Annotated in this window: 13 protein-coding genes and 1 pseudogene; 9 read left to right on the top strand and 5 right to left on the bottom strand. The window is 67.5% G+C overall.

The window, feature by feature from the left end; genetic code table 11:
* The first annotated feature begins 135 nt into the window (after positions 1-135).
* From PSK12I2_RS0102600 to PSK12I2_RS0102570, 7 genes are all read left to right on the top strand, one after another.
* Positions 136-1,869 carry an ABC transporter ATP-binding protein gene (locus PSK12I2_RS0102600; protein ID WP_027597182.1) on the top strand — a complete coding sequence of 578 codons (1,734 nt, stop codon included), beginning with the start codon at positions 136-138 and terminating at the stop codon, positions 1,867-1,869.
* On the top strand, positions 1,866-3,611 hold the full coding sequence (locus PSK12I2_RS0102595; protein ID WP_027597181.1) for an ABC transporter ATP-binding protein: 1,746 nt from the start codon (positions 1,866-1,868) through the stop codon (positions 3,609-3,611). Before PSK12I2_RS0102600 ends, PSK12I2_RS0102595 begins: the two co-directional genes overlap by 4 nt.
* Before the next feature lie 70 nt (positions 3,612-3,681).
* Positions 3,682-5,154 (top strand): AMP nucleosidase, encoded by a 1,473-nt coding sequence (gene amn / locus PSK12I2_RS0102590; protein ID WP_027597180.1) that lies wholly within the window; start codon positions 3,682-3,684, stop codon positions 5,152-5,154.
* 691 nt (positions 5,155-5,845) lie between these two features.
* Entirely contained in the window at positions 5,846-7,009 is a 1,164-nt protein-coding gene (locus PSK12I2_RS0102585) for a type III PLP-dependent enzyme (RefSeq protein ID WP_027597179.1), read from the top strand.
* Positions 7,010-7,190: 181 nt separating this feature from the next.
* On the top strand, positions 7,191-9,407 hold the full coding sequence (locus PSK12I2_RS0102580) for a TonB-dependent siderophore receptor (protein WP_027597178.1): 2,217 nt from the start codon (positions 7,191-7,193) through the stop codon (positions 9,405-9,407).
* 62 nt (positions 9,408-9,469) lie between these two features.
* Positions 9,470-10,153: a Fe2+-dependent dioxygenase gene (locus PSK12I2_RS0102575; protein WP_027597177.1), complete on the top strand. Its 684-nt coding sequence runs from the start codon at positions 9,470-9,472 to the stop codon at positions 10,151-10,153.
* Positions 10,153-12,639 carry a sulfite reductase flavoprotein subunit alpha gene (locus PSK12I2_RS0102570; protein WP_027597176.1) on the top strand — a complete coding sequence of 829 codons (2,487 nt, stop codon included), beginning with the start codon at positions 10,153-10,155 and terminating at the stop codon, positions 12,637-12,639. Before PSK12I2_RS0102575 ends, PSK12I2_RS0102570 begins: the two co-directional genes overlap by 1 nt.
* 2 nt (positions 12,640-12,641) lie before the next feature.
* Here the strand turns inward: PSK12I2_RS0102570 and PSK12I2_RS0102565 are convergent, their stop codons facing one another.
* On the bottom strand, positions 12,642-13,091 hold the full coding sequence (locus PSK12I2_RS0102565) for a DMT family transporter (protein WP_256203936.1): 450 nt from the start codon (positions 13,089-13,091) through the stop codon (positions 12,642-12,644).
* A gap of 109 nt (positions 13,092-13,200) precedes the next feature.
* Here PSK12I2_RS0102565 and PSK12I2_RS0102560 point away from each other — a divergent pair, with 109 nt between their 5' ends.
* Both PSK12I2_RS0102560 and PSK12I2_RS0102555 read left to right on the top strand, forming a co-directional pair.
* Complete coding sequence (locus tag PSK12I2_RS0102560) at positions 13,201-13,692, top strand: hypothetical protein (RefSeq protein WP_027597174.1); 492 nt, start codon at positions 13,201-13,203, stop codon at positions 13,690-13,692.
* A 9-nt stretch (positions 13,693-13,701) separates the two neighbouring features.
* Positions 13,702-14,154: a DUF421 domain-containing protein gene (locus PSK12I2_RS0102555; protein WP_027597173.1), complete on the top strand. Its 453-nt coding sequence runs from the start codon at positions 13,702-13,704 to the stop codon at positions 14,152-14,154.
* Positions 14,155-14,218: 64 nt separating this feature from the next.
* On the opposite strand, the gene PSK12I2_RS0102550 is transcribed toward PSK12I2_RS0102555, so the two are convergent.
* From PSK12I2_RS0102550 to zapE, 4 genes and pseudogenes are all read right to left on the bottom strand, one after another.
* The gene (locus tag PSK12I2_RS0102550; protein WP_027597172.1) at positions 14,219-14,524 is read right to left on the bottom strand and encodes a general stress protein; all 306 of its coding nucleotides are present in this window, start codon (positions 14,522-14,524) and stop codon (positions 14,219-14,221) included.
* Between the two features lie 75 nt (positions 14,525-14,599).
* Positions 14,600-14,731, bottom strand: a pseudogene (locus PSK12I2_RS0102545) (general stress protein); the annotation flags it as partial.
* 302 nt (positions 14,732-15,033) lie between these two features.
* A complete protein-coding gene (locus PSK12I2_RS0102540; protein ID WP_027597170.1) occupies positions 15,034-15,897 on the bottom strand; it encodes an MBL fold metallo-hydrolase in 864 nt (287 codons plus the stop codon).
* Positions 15,898-15,997: 100 nt separating this feature from the next.
* The gene (zapE, locus tag PSK12I2_RS0102535; RefSeq protein WP_027597169.1) at positions 15,998-17,098 is read right to left on the bottom strand and encodes a cell division protein ZapE; all 1,101 of its coding nucleotides are present in this window, start codon (positions 17,096-17,098) and stop codon (positions 15,998-16,000) included.
* Between the last annotated feature and the right edge of the window lie 99 nt (positions 17,099-17,197).

Below are 17,197 nucleotides of genomic sequence, written 5' to 3'. Positions count from 1 at the left end.
CCGCAGGGAGTGGCACCCTACAACGACCTCGCGCCCCGCGCCACCCGTTGACATGGGACCCGCATCGGGACGAAGGAACTCCGCTGCCGGTTGGGTAGCCGATATACTGCACCTTTGCTCAGGTAAGGCGATTCTATGGCGTTGTGGCGGTTGTTGCGTGATTTCTTCCTGCGCCAACGGCGTGCCTACGGGACTGCCATCCTCTGCCTGCTGGGCGTCGGCCTGCTCAACCTGACCCTGCCCTGGTGGATCGGCAAGGCCATCGACGCCTTGCGCGCCGGCGAGCTGGATCAGACCGGGCTGCTCTGGCGCGTCGCCCTGATCGTGGCGGTCGGCTGTGGCCTCTATGTGCTCCGCTATCAGTGGCGGGTGCGGCTGTTCGGCACCTCCTACCAGGTCGGGGTGGAATTGCGCGACGCCTTCTTCGCCAAGCTGGCGCGGCTGGATCCCGGATTCTTCCAGTCCAGTCGCACCGGTGATCTGCTGGCCCGCGCCACCCAGGACATCGACGCCGTGGAGACGGCCGCCGGCGAAGGGGTGCTGGCCAGTTTCGACGGCATGCTGACCCTGCTGCTGGTGCTGCTGGCCATGTTCATCGGCATCGACGCGCCCCTGGCCGCCCTGGCGCTGTTGCCCTTTCCCTTCATGGCCTGGGGCTTCTATCGCGTGGCGCGGCGGGTGCAGCAGCGCTTCGGCCTGGCGCTGGCCGGCTTTTCCGCCCTCAACGACCGCACCCAGGAAGCCTTGAGCGGTCTGCGCATGCTGCGCCAGCACGCCCTGATCGAAGCCGAGCTGGACGACTTCGACGCCCGCGCCCGCAGCGTGGCCAAGGCCGACTACCAGGTGCAGCGCACCGAGGCGCGCTACGAGCCGATCATCTTCGTCGCCCTGAGCCTCGCCACCCTGCTGACCCTGGTCATGGGCAGCTGGCGCTATCTCGACGGCCATATCACCCTCGGCCAGCTGACCAGCTTCAGCCTCTATCTGGTGCAGCTGATCTGGCCGATGTTCGCCATCGGCTGGTGCTTCAACCTCTTGCAGCGCGGTGAGGCTGGAGCACGTAGGCTGGAAGAGGTGTTCGCCGTCACCGAGCGCATCCGCGACGAGGGCACCCAGACGCCACCGGACCAGGCCGATCTATCGGTCTACATCCCGGCATTCACCTATCCCCAGGCGCGTCAGCCGGCCTTGCAGGACGTGGTCATCGACCTGCCCGCCGGCGATACCCTGGGCATCGTCGGTGCCACCGGCAGCGGCAAGAGCACCCTGCTGCGCCTGCTCTTGCGCCAGTTTCCGCTGGAGCAGGGCTGCATCCGCCTGGGCGGGGTGCCGCTCGAGGAGTATCGACTGGGCGACCTGCGCGCCCAGTTCGCCTATGTGCCCCAGGATCCCTTCCTGTTCGCCCGCACCCTGGGCGAGAACGTCGCACTCAGTCGCCCCGACGCGACCGCCGGAGAGATCCGCGAAGCCCTGGACGCCGCCGCCTTCGGCACCGACCTGGCGGCCTTGCCGCAAGGGCTGGACACCCCGGTGGGCGAGCGTGGCCTGACCCTTTCCGGTGGCCAGCGCCAGCGGGTGGCCCTGGCCCGGGCGCTGCTCTCGCCGGCGCCCATCCTGCTGCTGGACGACACCCTCTCGGCGGTGGATACCGCCACCGAAGCCCGCCTCTTGAAGACGCTGGCCGGGCTGCAGGGGCGTACCACCCTGATCGTCAGCCACCGGCTCTCCGCCGTGCAGCAGGCCGACGAGATCATAGTGCTCGACCAGGGCAGCCTGGTGGAGCGGGGCCGGCACGCCGAGTTGCTCGCCGCGGGCGGGCTCTATGCCCGACTCTGGACGCTGCAGCAGGCGGAGGAGGCCAGCCAATGACCAAGACCCGCGTCCTCTCGCTACTGCTCAAGCCGGTACTGGCCAATCCGCGCAAGCTGGCCGGCACCCTGGCGATCCTGGTCACGGCGACCCTGTTCGATGTGCTGGGGCCCTGGCTGACCAAGCACTACCTGGACAACTACCTGGTGCCCCACGACCTGCGGCTCTGGCCGCTGGTGGGCCTGGTGGCGGCCTATGTGGTCTCCCAGGGCCTGGCCGCCTACGGTCGCTACCTGCAATCGCTGAGATTCGCCGAGATCGCCATGGACGTGGTGCTCCTGCAGCGGCGCCGGCTGTTCCGCCACGTGCTGAGCCTGCCGCAGAGCTTCCATGACCGCACCGCCACCGGCGAACTGGTGGCGCGGGTCACCAACGACACCGACGCCCTGCGTGAACTCTATGTGGCCTTTCTCGGCAACATGGTCGGCAACATCGTGCTGCTGATCGGCATCCTGGTGGCCATGGCCCTGCTCGACGTACGGCTGATGGCCATCGCCGTGCTGCTGATCCCGGCGGCCATGCTGATCGTCTGGGCCTATCAGCGATACAGCGGGGCGGCGGCCATGGAGGTGCGGATGCTGCGCGCCGAGCAGAGCGCCCGCCTGGGCGAAGCCATCGGCGGTATGGGCCTGTTGCAGGCCTTCAACCAGACCGAGCGCTTCCGCCAGGATTTCCAGCGGCTCAACCAGGCGCAGTACGGCGCCCGCATGCGCACCATCCGCGTCTCCGGGCTCCTGCTGCGTTCGGCCCTGGACCTGGTCAGCGTGGCGGTGCTGGCGGTGCTGCTGCTGGTCTACGGGATGGGCCATCTGCAGGGCGGCGCCGAGATCGGCGTGCTCTATGCCTTCGTCACCTACCTGGGGCGGGTGACCGAGCCGCTGATGGACATCACCCAGAGATTCAACCTGTTCCAGCAGGCCACGGTGGCCGGTACCCGCCTGCTGCACCTGCTGGAAGAGAAGCCGGCGCTGAGCGGCGAAGACGACCGGCCCATCGCGACCGCGCACTTCCACCTCGACGCCGTGCGCTTCCGCCATGCCGGCGCCGGGCACGACACCCTGCACGGCATCGACCTGGACATCCCCCCGGGCACCTTTCTTGGCATCGTCGGGCCCACCGGCAGCGGCAAGTCGACCCTGCTCGACCTGCTCGCCGGGCTGCAGCCGGTCACCGGCGGCCACCTCTGCCTGGACGGTCGCGAACTGGGCAGCCTGACCCCGGAGGTGCTGGGCGCGGCCCTGGCCAGCGTGCCCCAGGAACCCTTCATCCGCTCCAGCAGCCTGAGGGACAACCTGCTGCTCGGCAGTCAGGTGCCGGACGCGCGACTGCGCGAAGCCCTGGCCGCCGCCCACCTGGACGACCTGGTGGCGCGTCTGCCGGAGGGCCTGGATACCCTGCTGGGCGAGCGCGGCTTCACCCTGTCCACCGGCGAGCGGCAGCTGCTGGCGTTGGCGCGGGCGCTCTTGCGCGAACCCAAGGTGCTCTTGCTCGACGAGGCCACCGCCAGCATCGACAGCGCCACCGAGGCACGGCTGCAGGGGGCGCTGGACGAGTTGCGCGGTCAGGTCACCCTGATCGTGGTGGCGCACCGGCTCTCCACCATCCGCCATGCCGATCGCATCCTGGTGCTGCGCGATGGGCGCAAGGTGGAGGAGGGCAGTCACGAGGCCTTGTTGCAGCGTCCCGACGGCCACTATCGGCGCCTGTGGGAGCAGCACGCTCAGGGGGAAAAGACGCTTTAGCGGGGGAAGCCGTTGTCATGCAGGGGTGTTAGGGTGTCAGCTATAGCAGTGCCCCAACAAGGAAACTTGCATGACCTCCGTACCCGAGGATTTCACCGTCGTTGCCACCGCCAGCGAGGCGGTGGACCGTCTCGCGGCGCTGCATCAGGAGGCCACCCAGGCCCTGGATGCCGCCCTCAAGCGCTATCTCAAGGATCGCGTCGAGCCCAGCGCGGCCGAACGCGAGTTGTTCCGCTATCCCGAGATCCGCATCCGCTATCGCGCCCCCGGCGTGCCGCCGGCCACCACCCGCGCCTACGCCAAGATCCAGCTGCCCGGCACCTATGTGGCCACCGTGACCCATCCGGCGGCCTTTCGCGGCTATCTGCTGGAACAGCTCGAACCGCTGATGCGCGACTATGACGTCCAGGTCGAGATCGGTCGCAGTCGCCAGGACATCCCCTATCCCTATGTGGTGGAGCAGGGCGACGAACTGGCCGGCAGTGGCGTGACCGCCGCCGAGCTGGCGCGGGTCTTTCCCAGCACCGATCTCTCCGCCGCCCACGACGACATCGCCGACGGCCACTACGACTGGGAGCGCATCGATCCGCTGCCATTGGCGCTGTTCGACGCCGCCCGTACCGACTTCTCGCTGCGTCGCATCGTCCACTACACCGGCAGCGACTGGCGCCACGTGCAGCCCTGGATCCTGCTGACCAACTACCATCGCTACGTCGACCAGTTCATCCAGCACGGCCTTGAACAGCTGCGCAGCGATCCGCGCTTCGAGCGCCTGGTGCTGCCGGGCAACGTCATCATCGAACGCGACATGGACCCGACCGAGGCCCAGGCGGTCATCGCCGCCATCGCCTGGCACCGCTTCCAGATGCCGGCCTACCACCTGATCGCCGGCGACGGCCATGGCGTCACCCTGGTCAACATCGGCGTCGGCCCGTCCAACGCCAAGAACATCACCGATCACCTGGCGGTGCTGCGTCCGCACTGCTGGCTGATGATCGGCCACTGCGGCGGCCTGCGGCAGTCGCAGACCATCGGCGACTATGTGCTGGCCCACGCCTACATGAGACGCGACGGCATCCTCGACCGCGTGGTGCCCCCGCACATCCCCATCCCCGCCCTGGCCGAGGTGCAGGTGGCACTGCAGGAAGCCGCCGCCAGCGTCACCGGCGAACGCGGCGAGGCGCTCAAGCGCCGCCTGCGCACCGGCACCGTGCTGACCTACGACGACCGCAACTGGGAGTTGCGCTGGGCCCAGGAACGCCCGCTGATCAACCTGGCGCGCGCCGTGGCGGTGGACATGGAAAGCGGCACCATCGCCGCCCAGGGTTATCGCCTGCGGGTGCCCTACGGCACCCTGCTGTGCGTCTCCGACAAGCCCCTGCACAGCGAGATCAAGCTGCCGGGCTCGGCCAACGCCTTCTATGCCCGCGCGGTGAGCCAGCACCTGGCGATCGGCATTGCCGCCCTGGACCAGTTGCGCACCCAGCTCGACTCCCTTCACTCGCGTAAGCTGCGTAGCTTCGACGAGCCGCCGTTCCGGTAAGGGTTGGGGTTGGGATTGTTGGGCTTCGCTGCGCTCAACCAGACTTATGGTAAGGCGATGAGCCCCAGCTCGATTGGTCCAGAGTCGCGCTGATGGCCCCCTCTCCCTCTGGGAGAGGGTTGGGGTGAGGGCACGCCTCAGCATCGAAAGTCTCAGTGGAAAAGGCTGCGCCGTTTTCCACGCTACGGTGGCAAGAGACTGATCGCGATCATGGCGGTCCGCCGATGCGGCCGATGCGGCCGATGCTACGGTTGCTTTCGTGCCTGTAGGAGCGGCCCATGGCCGTGATCGCCCAGCGCCACCGTCAAAGCCCGACGATGGCACTGTTCGGCCTCTTGATTCCCCGCGTGGAAACCTCCTGTCATCGCCCCCCAGGAACATCTCGGCGCCCGCTCCGGTCGGTTGCAGGAGAGGGGTGAGTCCGTGCGCGTCACCGTTCGGTAAAGATCATGGATTTAACATTGATCTCTGAGGCGTCTGGCCCTAAAGTTCGCGCCCGAACGTCCATGCTGGAAACGATCCATACGGCTCAAGTACCGACGACGAGACAGCGAGGTCAACGCCAGTACGCGTTGACCTTTTTGCTTTCGGCGATGTGCCTTGGGAAGTAGGCGAACCAAAGTGGGGAAACGGATTAGGCGTTCAGAACACCCCCTCCTTCAATTTGTTCTGCCCATCGGGAGTCCGACGCATGTCCATCAAGGTCGAAGATTACTATTCTCGCGAAACCTTCCAGAAGATGAAGGCCTTCGCCGACCAGCATGAAACCCCCTTCGTCGTCATCGACACCGCCACCATCGGCCGGGCCTATGACGATCTCGTTGGCAACTTCCCGTTCGCCAAGATCTACTACGCGGTCAAGGCCAACCCGGCCATCGAGATCACCGAGTTGCTGCGCGACAAGGGCTCGAACTTCGACATCGCCTCCATCTACGAGCTGGACAAGGTGTTGTCCACCGGTGTCGAGCCGGAGCGTATCAGCTACGGCAACACCATCAAGAAGTCCAAGGACATCCGCTACTTCTACGAGAAGGGCGTGCGCATGTTCGCCACCGACTCCGAGGCCGACCTGCGCAACATCGCCAAGGCCGCCCCGGGCTCGCGCATCTATGTGCGGATCCTCACCGAAGGCTCCAACTCCGCCGACTGGCCGCTGTCGCGCAAGTTCGGCTGCCAGCCCGACATGGCCCTGGATCTGCTGATCCTGGCCCGCCAGCTGGGCCTGGAGCCCTATGGCATCTCCTTCCATGTTGGCAGCCAGCAGCGCGACATCGACGTCTGGGACGCCGCCATCGCCAAGGTCAAGGTGATCTTCGAGCGCCTCAAGGAAGAAGACGGCATCACCCTGAAAATGATCAACATGGGCGGTGGCTTCCCGGCCAACTACATCCAGCGCACCAACAGCCTGGAGACCTATGCCGAGGAGATCATCCGCTTCCTCAAGGAAGACTTCGGCGACGAGCTGCCGGAAATCATCCTCGAGCCGGGCCGCTCGCTGATCTCCAACGCCGGCATCCTGGTCAGCGAAGTGGTGCTGGTGGCGCGCAAGTCGCGTACCGCCGTGGAGCGCTGGGTCTACACCGACGTGGGCAAGTTCTCCGGCCTGATCGAAACCATGGACGAATCCATCAAGTTCCCGATCTGGACCGAGAAGAAGGGCGAGATGGAAGAAGTCGTCATCGCCGGGCCGACCTGCGACAGCGCCGACATCATGTACGAGCACTACAAGTACGGTCTGCCGCTGAACCTGGCCAGCGGTGACCGCCTGTACTGGCTGTCCACCGGTGCCTACACCACCAGCTACAGCGCGGTGGAATTCAACGGCTTCCCGCCGCTGAAGGCCTTCTACCTCTAAGGTCTTCCCGCGGTAGTCGAGCCCGCGTCCCATCAGGGACGCGGGCTTTTTCATGCCTGTGGAAAAGCCCTGTGTCAGGCGGTTTTCCGGATTGTTAAGAATAATTTACATTCGCTATGGATTTGATAATCGTTTGCAAATAGAATCGCGCCGCATTCACATAAGGAGGCGGCCCGCCATCATGTCCAAGGAAATGTCCTCGCTGTCCCAGCGCCGTTTGCTGGTTTCTACCTTCAGTGTCGCCGTCGCTTCGCTTTCCCTCGGGGCTCAGGCCCAGGACGCCAAGGAGCCGGTGACCCGATTGGAAAGTCTGACCATCGAAGGTCAGGCGCAGCAGGAAGGCTTCAAGGCCGAGCAGTCCGCCTCGCGCAAGTACACCGCGCCCCTGCTGGACACCCCCCAGACCGTCACCGTGGTGCCGGCGCAGGTCATCCAGGACCAGCAGGCCCTGAGTCTGAGATCGGTGCTGTCCAACGTGTCCGGCATCACCTTCAACGCCGGCGAGGGCGGTGGTGGCTCCGGCGACAGCATCAATATCCGCGGCTTCAGCGCCAACTCGAACATCCAGATCGATGGCCTGCGCGACAGCACCCAGACCAACCGCACCGACACCTTCAACCTGGAGTCGGTCGAGGTCATCAAGGGCCCCAACTCGGTGTTCGGCGGCGCCGGCACCACCGGTGGCTCTATCAACCTGATCAGCAAGAAGCCCCAGGAGCGCCAGTTCACCCGCATCGGCGCGGGCCTGGGCACCGACAGCTATCGCCGCCTGACCCTGGACACCAACCAGCCGTTGCAGGGCGTGGGTACCGATAGCGCCTTCCGCCTGAATCTGATGGCTCACGAGAACGACGTGCCCGGCCGCGACCAGATCGATCGCGAGCGCTGGGGCATCGCGCCGTCGCTGGCCCTGGGCCTGTCGGACGATACCCGCCTGACCCTGAGCTACTTCCACCAGACCGACAACAACCAGCCCGACTACGGGGTGCCGGCGCTCAACGGCAAGCGCCTGGGCGGGGTGGATCGCGATGCCTATTTCGGCTTCAAGAACATCGACAAGGAAGACATCAACAACAATGTCTTCACCGTGGAGCTGGAGCACCGCTTCAACGACAACCTGAGTCTGCAGAACCTGACCCGCTATAGCCGCATCGAGCGCGACGTGGTGATCTCGGCGTCCCACGTCAACCTGGGTGGCGTGGCCGCGGGTCGCTATCGCCCGGCCGGTCCCCAGGGCTATGGCCGCGACGTGACCTCGGAGATGTGGATCAACCAGACCAACCTGACCGGCAATGTCGATACCTTCGGCCTGGGTCATTCCTTCGTGCTGGGCGCCGAGTTCTCCCGCGAGGACTACGACCGCGACACCTACAGCTATGGCCTGACCTTCCCGGCCGCCGGCTATTCCCTGGCTGCGCCGCCGGAGCGCTATGACGGCGCGACCGACAAGCAGACCTCGGCCATCGCCAACAACGTGCTGACCGACAAGGCGCTCTATGCCTTCGACACCATTGCCCTCAACGACTACTGGGATCTGAACCTGGGCCTGCGCTACGACTGGTTCGATGGCGACAGCGACACCACCCCGGTCGCCAACGGCGTGCGCGGCGCCAAGACCAAGCTGAGTTCCGATGACGCCAAGTTGAGCGGGCGCGCCGGCCTGGTGTTCAAGCCGGCTCCGAACGGCCGGGTCTACGTGGCCTATGGCACCTCCTTCAATCCCTCGGCGGAAAGCCTGACCTCCACCGGCGCCGGGCTGAGCGCCGCCAACCAGGATCTGGGTCCGGAAAAGAACAAGACCTGGGAGCTGGGCACCAAGTGGGAATTCCTCGACAAGCGCCTGGAGCTGGACGGCGCGCTGTTCCGCGTTGAGAAGAGCAATGCGCGGGAAACCCTGGCCGACGGCAGCACCGCCCTGGCCGGCAAGCAGCGCGTGCAGGGCATCGAGCTGGGCGCCACCGGACGGATCACTCCGCAGTGGAACGTCTACGCCAACTTCACCTTCCTCGACAGCGAGACGCTCAAGGCCGCCGACACCCTGGACGGCCGCAATCGTGAAGGCCAGGCGCTGGCCAACACTCCGCCGCGTTCGCTCAATCTCTGGACCACCTATGAGCTGCCGGCCGGCTGGCGGGTGGGCTATGGCGCCCGCTACGTCAGCGAGCGCAACGTCACCTCCAGCAACGACGGCGCCAAGCTCGACGACTACTGGCTGCACAACGCCATGGTCGGCTATCGCGTCAATCGCAACGTCGACCTGCAGCTCAACGTCAACAACGTCTTCGACAAGGACTATGTGGAGCGGGTGCGTTCGCAACTGGGCGTAAGCACCCGGTCGTCGGCCATCGAATACGGCGATGCCCGTTCCGCCATCCTGACCGCGACCTACAGCTTCTGAGGTCGCCTGCAGCAACCGAAGCCCTGCCTGCGCAGGGCTTTCGGCGTTAGAGGGGAATCACCATGATGATCAGCGTTCCGGGCGTGCTGACGCCCGAGCAGGTAAGGGAATGCCGGGAGCGGCTGGAGGCGGCCGCCTGGGCCGATGGCCGGCACACGGCCGGTTTCCAGTCGGCCATGGCCAAGGACAATCTGCAGCTGCCGGCGGACGAGCCGGCGGCGCGCGCGGTGGGCGAGCTGATCCAGCAGGCGCTGGCACGGCATCCGCTGTTCGTCGCCGCGGCGCTGCCGGCACGGGTGTTTCCGCCGCTGTTCAATCGCTACCAGGGCGGCCAGTCCTTTGGCCTGCACGTGGACAATGCCCTGCGGCCGCTACCGGATGGCAGCGGCTACCTGCGCACCGATCTGTCGGCCACGCTGTTCTTTTGCGAGCCGGACGAATACGACGGCGGCGAGCTGGTGGTGGAAGACACCTATGGCGCCCACAGCGTCAAGCTGGCGGCGGGCGATCTGATCCTCTATCCGGCCAGCAGCCTGCACCGGGTGCTGCCGGTCACCCGCGGTACCCGGCTGTGTTCCTTCTTCTGGATCCAGAGCCTGGTGCGCGACGCCGGCCAGCGCGGCCAGCTGTTCGAACTCGACCAGGGTATCCAGCGGGCGGCGGCCGAGCTGGGGCAGGGCCACGAGGCCTGCCTGCAGCTGACCGGCGTCTATCACAACCTCCTGCGGCTGTGGGCCCAGCCCTGATCCGCGGGGGTCTGTTCCAGCTGCACAGCCTGCTCGGGCTGGTGGCGGGTCTGGTGCTGGTGGTGCTGGGGGTGACAGGGGCGCTCTACAGCTTTCAGCTGGAGTTGCTGGAGCTGCTCAATCCGCCGCCGACCGCCGCGACGCCGGACCGGCGCCCGCTGACACTGCCGGAAGTGCGGCAGCGTCTGCTCGCTCCGGGTCAGGAATTAGGCTTCGTCTCCAGCATGGCGGGGGAGGGCTACGGCCTGCTCGGCCTGGCGCCGGCGAGCGGCCAGGGCCGTGGCGAGGTGCTGCTGTTCGATCGCTACACCGGCGAGGTGCTGAAGGCGCCGCGCGGCCAGGGATTCTTTCGCCTGGTCCTGGACCTGCACCGCTCCCTGGCCCTGGGGCCGGTAGGCAAGGCCCTGACCGGGGCCGCCACCCTGATCCTGCTGGTGCTCTGCCTGTCCGGCCTCTACCTGCGCTGGCCGCGCCAGGCAGGGCGCTGGCGCACCTGGCTGACCCTCGACTGGGCGCGTCGGGGGCGGAGTTTCCACTGGGACCTGCACGCCGTGGCGGGCACCTGGTGCCTGCTGCTCTATCTGCTGGCGGCCCTGACCGGTCTGTACTGGTCCTATGACTGGTATCGCCAGGCCAGCGAGCGATTGCTGGGGGCGGCGCCGGAGCCCCGGATCAGCGGCGTGGTGGCGCGCCAGGACGTGGACCTGGATGCGCTCTGGCAGAGCTTTCGGCAGGAGACCGGCGGACAGGTCGAGGGCTATGGCCTGCTGCTGCCCAATCCGGCGCGCAAGGTCAGTCAGCCGACCCTCTGGTACCTGCCCGACGAGGCCGAGCATGTCCGTGCCCTCAATCGGATCGTCTTCGATGGCGCGGGACGGGTGCTCGATCACCGCCGCTACAGCGAACAGCCGCTCGGCGCTCGGCTGCTGCTCAGCGTCTATGCGCTGCATTCGGGCGAGTATTTCGGCCTGGCGGGACGGGTAGCCCTGGCGCTCGCCAGCCTGGCCATGCCGCTGTTCATGGTGACTGGCCTCTGGCTCTATCTGGACCGCCGCCGCAAGCGTCGCCAGGCGCACCAGGCCCGGCGCGGCCTGCTGCCGGCCACGCCGGGCGCCGCCGACTGGCTGATCGGCTATGCCAGCCAGAGCGGCCAGGGCGAGGCGCTGGCCTGGCAGGCCGCCGGCCAGTTGCAGGCGGCGGGACTCAGCGCCGAAGTGGTCGCACTCGGACGGCTTTCGGTCGAGCGCCTGCAGCAGGCTACCCAGGCGCTGTTCGTCGTCGCCACCCACGGCGACGGCGAGGCACCGGACGCCGCCCGTGGCTTCGAACGACGGATGCTGACCCAGACCGCGCTGCCGAATCTGAACTTCGGGGTGCTGGCCCTGGGCGATCGGCGCTATCCGGCCTATTGCGCCTTCGCCCGGCGGCTGGATGCCTGGCTCGCCGGGCAGGGCGCCCGGTCGCTGTTCGCTCCGGTGGAGGTGGACAATGGCGACGCTCGGGCGCTCGCGCTCTGGCAGGGTCGACTCCAGGCCCTGGGCGCCGTGGCCATCGAGCCAGCGGTCGAACGGCCACTGCGGGCCTGGCCGCTGCTAGCGGTGCAGCCGCTCAATGCCGGCAGCCCCGGTGGAGCCGTCTTCGAGCTGCAGCTGTTGCCGCCGCCTGGGAGCAGTTGGGCACCCGGCGATATCCTCGAGATCGCGCCGCGCCAGGGCGCCGAGCGCGTGGCGGCCTGGTTGTCGCCCCTGGGGCTGGCCGCGGATAGCGTGGTGGTGGGCGACGGCGTCAGCCAGACCCTCGCCGCGGCCCTGGACACCCGCCTGTTGCCGAAAGACCAGGCCGCGCTGGCGGGCCTGGACGCCCAGGCGCTACTCGACGCTCTGCTACCGCTCGCCGTGCGCCAGTACTCCATCGCCTCGCTGCCCGATGAAGGCGCGCTGCGATTGCTGGTGCGCCAGGCGCGCAAGGCGGACGGTCGCCTGGGCATCGCCTCCGGCTGGCTGACCTCAGGGCTGAGGCCGGGCGATGCGGTGCAGGCGCGGCTCCGCGCCCATCCGGGCTTCAGACCGCCGCTGGACCCGCGCCCGCTGATCCTGATCGCTGCCGGGACCGGACTGGCCGGGGTGCGCCCGCTGTTGGCTGCCCGTATCGCCGCCGGGTACCGGCGCAACTGGCTACTGTTCGGCGAACGCACGGCGGCCCACGACGATTTCTATGGGGCGGAGCTGGATGCCTGGCAGGCGCGGGGTGAACTGGAACGGCTGGACCGGGTGTTCTCGCGGGACGGCGATGGCTATGTGCAGGACCGCCTGCGAGCGCAACAGGAACTGCTGCTGGACTGGCTGGCGGCGGATGCCGTGATCATGGTCTGCGGCAGCCTGCCGGGCCTGGGGCGCAGCGTCCAGGCTACCCTGGCGGCGCTGCTCGGCGAGGCCGAGGTCCAGCGGCTGATCGACGAACAGCGCTACCGTCGCGATCTCTACTAGACCTAGGCCCGGGCGATGCACCAGACGCCGGCACCGATCAGCGCCACGCCGGCCAGCTTGCCGAGGGTGACCGGATCCTGGCGAAAGCCGGCCCAGCCGAAGTGATCCAGGCTCAGCGACATGGCCAGCTGCCCGGCGATCACCAGCGCCATGAACAGGGTGGCGCCGATGCGCGGACCGGCGAAGGCGGCCATGGCGATAAAGAACATGCCCAGCAGGCCGCCGCACCAGTGCCACCAGTGCAGGTCGCGCAGCGCACCCAGGGTAGGGACACCACGCTGCCAGAAGGTCAGGCCCAGCAGGGCGACGAGACCGACCATGAAGGAAATGGACGCCGCGGCGAAGACGCTGCCGAGGTGCCGGGCGAGTTGGCCGTTGATGCCGGCCTGCAGCGGCAGGCAGGCACCGGCGATGAAGGGCAGGACGAGCAGCCACCAGACGGGCATCGACAGGACTCCAGAAAAAAAGGGGCGCGCAGTATGCCCCAGTGGGTGGGCGAAGCGGTCGAACCGGCGACCTCCGGTCGGGCTCCAAGCTCTATCGAATTCCGGAGCGACCGCCATGACGCCACGGGTGGAAAAGCCTCTGCCAATCCGCGAGGAGCCGGGCCTGCAACGCTGGATCTGGCGCTGCGAGCGGCTGGGCTGGGTGTTGCTGGGCCTGTTCGTCGCCCTGGCCCTGGCCGGCCTGTTCGCCAGCGGCGGGCCCTGGGCCACGGCGACCCGGGTCAGCGCGGACGGCCAGCTCCGGGTCGAGTACGAGCGCTTCCAGCGCCGGGGTGCGCCGGCGACCCTGACCCTGGAACTGGCATCCGGCCTCGACCGCATTGGCCTGGATGAGCGCCTGGTGGCCGACTGGACGGTGGAAGCCCTCTATCCCCAGCCGCTGCGCATGACCAGCAGCGACGGGGTGCTCTGGCTCGATCTGGCGCCGGGAGCGGGGTCGAGTCGACTGCACCTCGCCTTGCGCCCGGACCGCCTGGGCACCGTCGACTGGCGGATCCTGCGACCCGGCCAGCCACCGCTGGCACTCTCCGCCTTCATCTATCCCTAGGGAATTGCCATGGAATCCGTCCTGCGCGCCGCCGCCCTCTACGCCTTTCTGCTGGTGCTGTTTCGCATCACCGGACGGCGGGCGCTGTCGGAGATCACCACCTTCGATTTCGTCCTGTTGCTGGTGATCGGCGAGGCGACCCAGCAGGCGCTGCTGGGGGATGATTTTTCGGTGATCAATGCCTTCGTGGTGATCGCCACCCTGGTGCTGATCGACATCCTGCTGTCGCTGTTCAAGGAACGTTCGCCCCGGGTCGGGCGCTTTCTCGACGGGGTGCCGCTGATCGTGGTGGAGTACGGCAAGCCGCTGACGGAGCGACTGCGCAAGGCCCGCCTCACCGAGGAAGACATCCTCGAGGCGGCGCGGCAGAGTCAGGGGCTGGAACGGCTGGAGCAGATCCGCTTCGCGGTGCTGGAAAAGAACGGCCAGATCTCGGTGATACCCGAGCCGGGAGAAAAGTGAACGGACGTGAAAGCAGGAAGGGCAGGATGAGCCTGCCCTTCGCCCTGGCCTGGATCAGGCCGGATTACTGCTGGCCGCCACCGCCGCTGTTCTGACCGCCCTTGCGGCCGGCCTCGGACGCCTTCTCGCGGTCATTGGCGAAGTTGCCGCCACTGTTCTCGCCGCCCTTGCGGCCGGCTTCGGCGGCGCGCTCGGGGTCATTGGCGAAGTTGCCGCCGCTGTTCTCGCCGCCCTTGCGGCCGGCTTCGGCGGCGCGCTCGGGATCGTTGGCGAAGTTGCCCCCGCTGTTCTGTCCACCTTTGCTGCCGGCTTCGGCGGCCTTTTCGCGATCGTTGGCGAAGTTGCCGGGATTGGAGTTGTTGGTGCTCATCGTGAATTCCTCTTGATCGTGGGACGAAGGAGCCGGGTCCACCCGGACGTGGCTCCGCTACAAGGAGGGAAGCGCCTAGCGGCTACCACCCTTGCGTCCGGCTTCGGAGGCTTTCTCGCGATCGTTGGCAAAGTTGCCCCCGCTGTTCTGGCCGCCCTTGCGCCCGGCCTCGGCAGCCTTCTCGCGATCATTGGCGAAGTTGCCGGGATTGGAGTTCGAATTCTTGGTGGTCATGGTCGCTCTACCTCTTTTGGGAATGTAGTGCAGAACACATTGCCTGCCCTGGTATTGAGGAGCGGACGCGGCGAGGTTTCCCGGCCAGGGGATGGGTGGTCGCAGGCCATGGGCCACTACCAGGTCTGTATCTAAATTCGGCCGAGGCGCTGTCCAACCTTGCCGCTGGGTTGGACGGAGCAGAGAAGCTGTGCGAAGTGAAAAAGCCTGGACGCAGCGGCGCCGCTGCGTCCAATGCCTGTGGCTCTTACCTTGTACGACGGGTGGCAACGATTCTAGAAACCGTCAATGGGAATCTTCAGGTAACGGCGACCATTGGCCTCGGCGGGCGGCAGGGTGCCGGCGCGGATGTTCACCTGGATCGCCGGCAGGATCAGCGTCGGCATGGACAGGGTGGCATCACGGCGGGTGCGCAGGGCGACGAAGGCGTCTTCGTCCACTCCGTCGCGGACATGCACGTTGAGGGCGCGCTCTTCACCCACGGTGGTCTCGTGGCGCGCTTCGCGGCCGGCGGGCGGATAGTCGTGGCACAGATAGAGGCGCGTGGCCTCGGGCAGGGTCAGCAGCCGGCGGATCGAACGATAGAGGTCGCGAGCGCTGCCGCCGGGGAAGTCGCAGCGCGCCGAGCCGACATCGGGCATGAACAGGGTGTCGCCGACGAAGACATGCTCCTCTTCCACCTGGTAGGCCATGTCGGCCGGAGTGTGGCCGGGCACGTGCAAGGCGCGGGCGGTCAGGGCGCCGATGTGGAAGACCTCGTCGGGCTGGAACAGGTGATCGAACTGGGAGCCGTCGAGGCGGAATTCCGGCTCCAGGTTGAAGACGTCCTTGAAGGCGCCCTGGACCCGGCGGATGCCCTCGCCGATGGCGATGTGCCCGCCCAGTTGCCGCCGCAGATAGGGCGCGGCGGAGAGGTGGTCGGCGTGGGCATGGGTCTCCAGCAGCCACTCCACGGTCAGCCCCTGATCGCGCACGAAGCGGGCGACGCGATCCGCCGAAAGGGTGGCGGTGCGACCCGAATGCGGATCGTAGTCCAGCACCGAGTCGACGATGGCGCAGCGACTGCCGGGGGCTTCGTAGATCACATAGGTGAAGGTGGACGTGGTGGCGTCGAAGAAGGGTTCGATGCGCGGAGTCATGACCGGGCCTCGTCAAGCTGTGGGATGTCCCACCTTACCACGGGGCTCCGCCGCTCCGCGGCGTGCCTCGTCGCCGCAGCGCCCGATTGCCGTGCTAGGCCTAGTACCGGGCCTGCTGCATCTCCTTCAAGCGACTCAGGGTGCGGCGGAAGGGGAATTCCAGAAAGCCGCGGGTGTACAGCTGATCCAGGGGCACGGCGGCGTCCAGGTAGAGCGGGCGGCGGCGGTCGTAGGCTTCGTCGACCAGGGCGATGAAGCGGCGCACGGCGTCGTCCTGGGGCGCCAGGCGGGGCAGTTCGCGGTCGCCGGCCAGGACCCGCGTCGCGCCGTCTTCGGTGCCGCGGGCGATGCGGCCCGCACGGGGATCGCCGGACAGGCAGGGCACGCCGCTCAGCAACAGGGCGGGGAAGCGGGTGCAGAGATCCATGTAGTCGGTGGTGGCCCAGGCGCCCTGGCAGAGCACGGCGAAATCCAGCCAGATCGCGCTGGAGGCCCGCTGCACCACGGGCAGCGGGCGCTCGCCGAGGATCAGGGGCGCGGTCGTCACGGCTTCTCCCGCGGTGAGGCGGGCAAAGGTCGTGGCGAGGGCGGTGGGATCGTCCACCCAGAAGCGCGGTTCGGCTTGGCCTTGGTGCAGGCGGTGATCCTGACCGCCGTCCACCTCCAGCACGTCCAGGTGTGCCTGCAGAGCGGCGATGGCGGGCAGCAGGCGCTCGCGATTGAAGCCGCCGGCATAGAGCTGCTCCGGCGGCTGGTTGGAGGTGACCACCAGCACCAGACCTTGGTCCAGCAGGGCGCGCAGCAGGCCGCCCACCAGGATGGCATCGCCGATGTCGCTGACGAAGAGTTCGTCGAAGCACAGCACCCGCACCTCGGCGGCCAGCTCCCGGGCCAGCACCTGCAGGGGATCGCGGGTGCCGGCGAGCTGGAACTGACGCTGGTGCACCCAGCGCATGAAGTGGTGGAAGTGCTGGCGGCGGGCGGGCACCGGCAAGCTGGCGTGGAACAGATCCAGCAGCCAGGTCTTGCCACGGCCGACCGGCCCCCAGAGATAGAGACCGCGCGTCGGCCGACCCGCCAGCAGCGCCGCGTGGCAGGCTTCCAGGCGCAGGACAGCGGCCTCCTGGGCGGCATCGGGCAGGCGTTCGCCCTGGGCCAGGATCCGGCGGTAGGCGGCGAGGGGGGAGGGTGCGGTGGTCATGGTCGCCACTCTAGCCTCCGTGTTGACGCCAGACCATGCCCCGGCGGAATGACGTGAGTCCTTTATAGCGTTTGAAGGCAAGCGGCCGCGGTTCGATAG

The sequence above is a fragment of the Pseudomonas sp. MOIL14HWK12:I2 genome (assembly GCF_000510745.1).
Classification (GTDB): domain Bacteria; phylum Pseudomonadota; class Gammaproteobacteria; order Pseudomonadales; family Pseudomonadaceae; genus Chryseomonas; species Chryseomonas oryzihabitans.
This window is presented reverse-complemented; position numbering and strand designations above follow the sequence as displayed.

What these genes read in the sequence shown, in the direction of transcription:
- PSK12I2_RS0102600 (WP_027597182.1), top strand. Translation starts at nt 136, where the DNA reads ATGGCGTTGTGGCGGTTGTTGCGTGATTTCTTCCTGCGCCAACGGCGT.
- PSK12I2_RS0102595 (WP_027597181.1), top strand. Translation starts at nt 1,866, where the DNA reads ATGACCAAGACCCGCGTCCTCTCGCTACTGCTCAAGCCGGTACTGGCC.
- amn (WP_027597180.1), top strand. Translation starts at nt 3,682, where the DNA reads ATGACCTCCGTACCCGAGGATTTCACCGTCGTTGCCACCGCCAGCGAG.
- PSK12I2_RS0102585 (WP_027597179.1), top strand. Translation starts at nt 5,846, where the DNA reads ATGTCCATCAAGGTCGAAGATTACTATTCTCGCGAAACCTTCCAGAAG.
- PSK12I2_RS0102580 (WP_027597178.1), top strand. Translation starts at nt 7,191, where the DNA reads ATGTCCAAGGAAATGTCCTCGCTGTCCCAGCGCCGTTTGCTGGTTTCT.
- PSK12I2_RS0102575 (WP_027597177.1), top strand. Translation starts at nt 9,470, where the DNA reads ATGATGATCAGCGTTCCGGGCGTGCTGACGCCCGAGCAGGTAAGGGAA.
- PSK12I2_RS0102560 (WP_027597174.1), top strand. Translation starts at nt 13,201, where the DNA reads ATGACGCCACGGGTGGAAAAGCCTCTGCCAATCCGCGAGGAGCCGGGC.
- PSK12I2_RS0102555 (WP_027597173.1), top strand. Translation starts at nt 13,702, where the DNA reads ATGGAATCCGTCCTGCGCGCCGCCGCCCTCTACGCCTTTCTGCTGGTG.
- PSK12I2_RS0102550 (WP_027597172.1), bottom strand. Translation starts at nt 14,524, where the DNA reads ATGAGCACCAACAACTCCAATCCCGGCAACTTCGCCAACGATCGCGAA.
- PSK12I2_RS0102540 (WP_027597170.1), bottom strand. Translation starts at nt 15,897, where the DNA reads ATGACTCCGCGCATCGAACCCTTCTTCGACGCCACCACGTCCACCTTC.
- zapE (WP_027597169.1), bottom strand. Translation starts at nt 17,098, where the DNA reads ATGACCACCGCACCCTCCCCCCTCGCCGCCTACCGCCGGATCCTGGCC.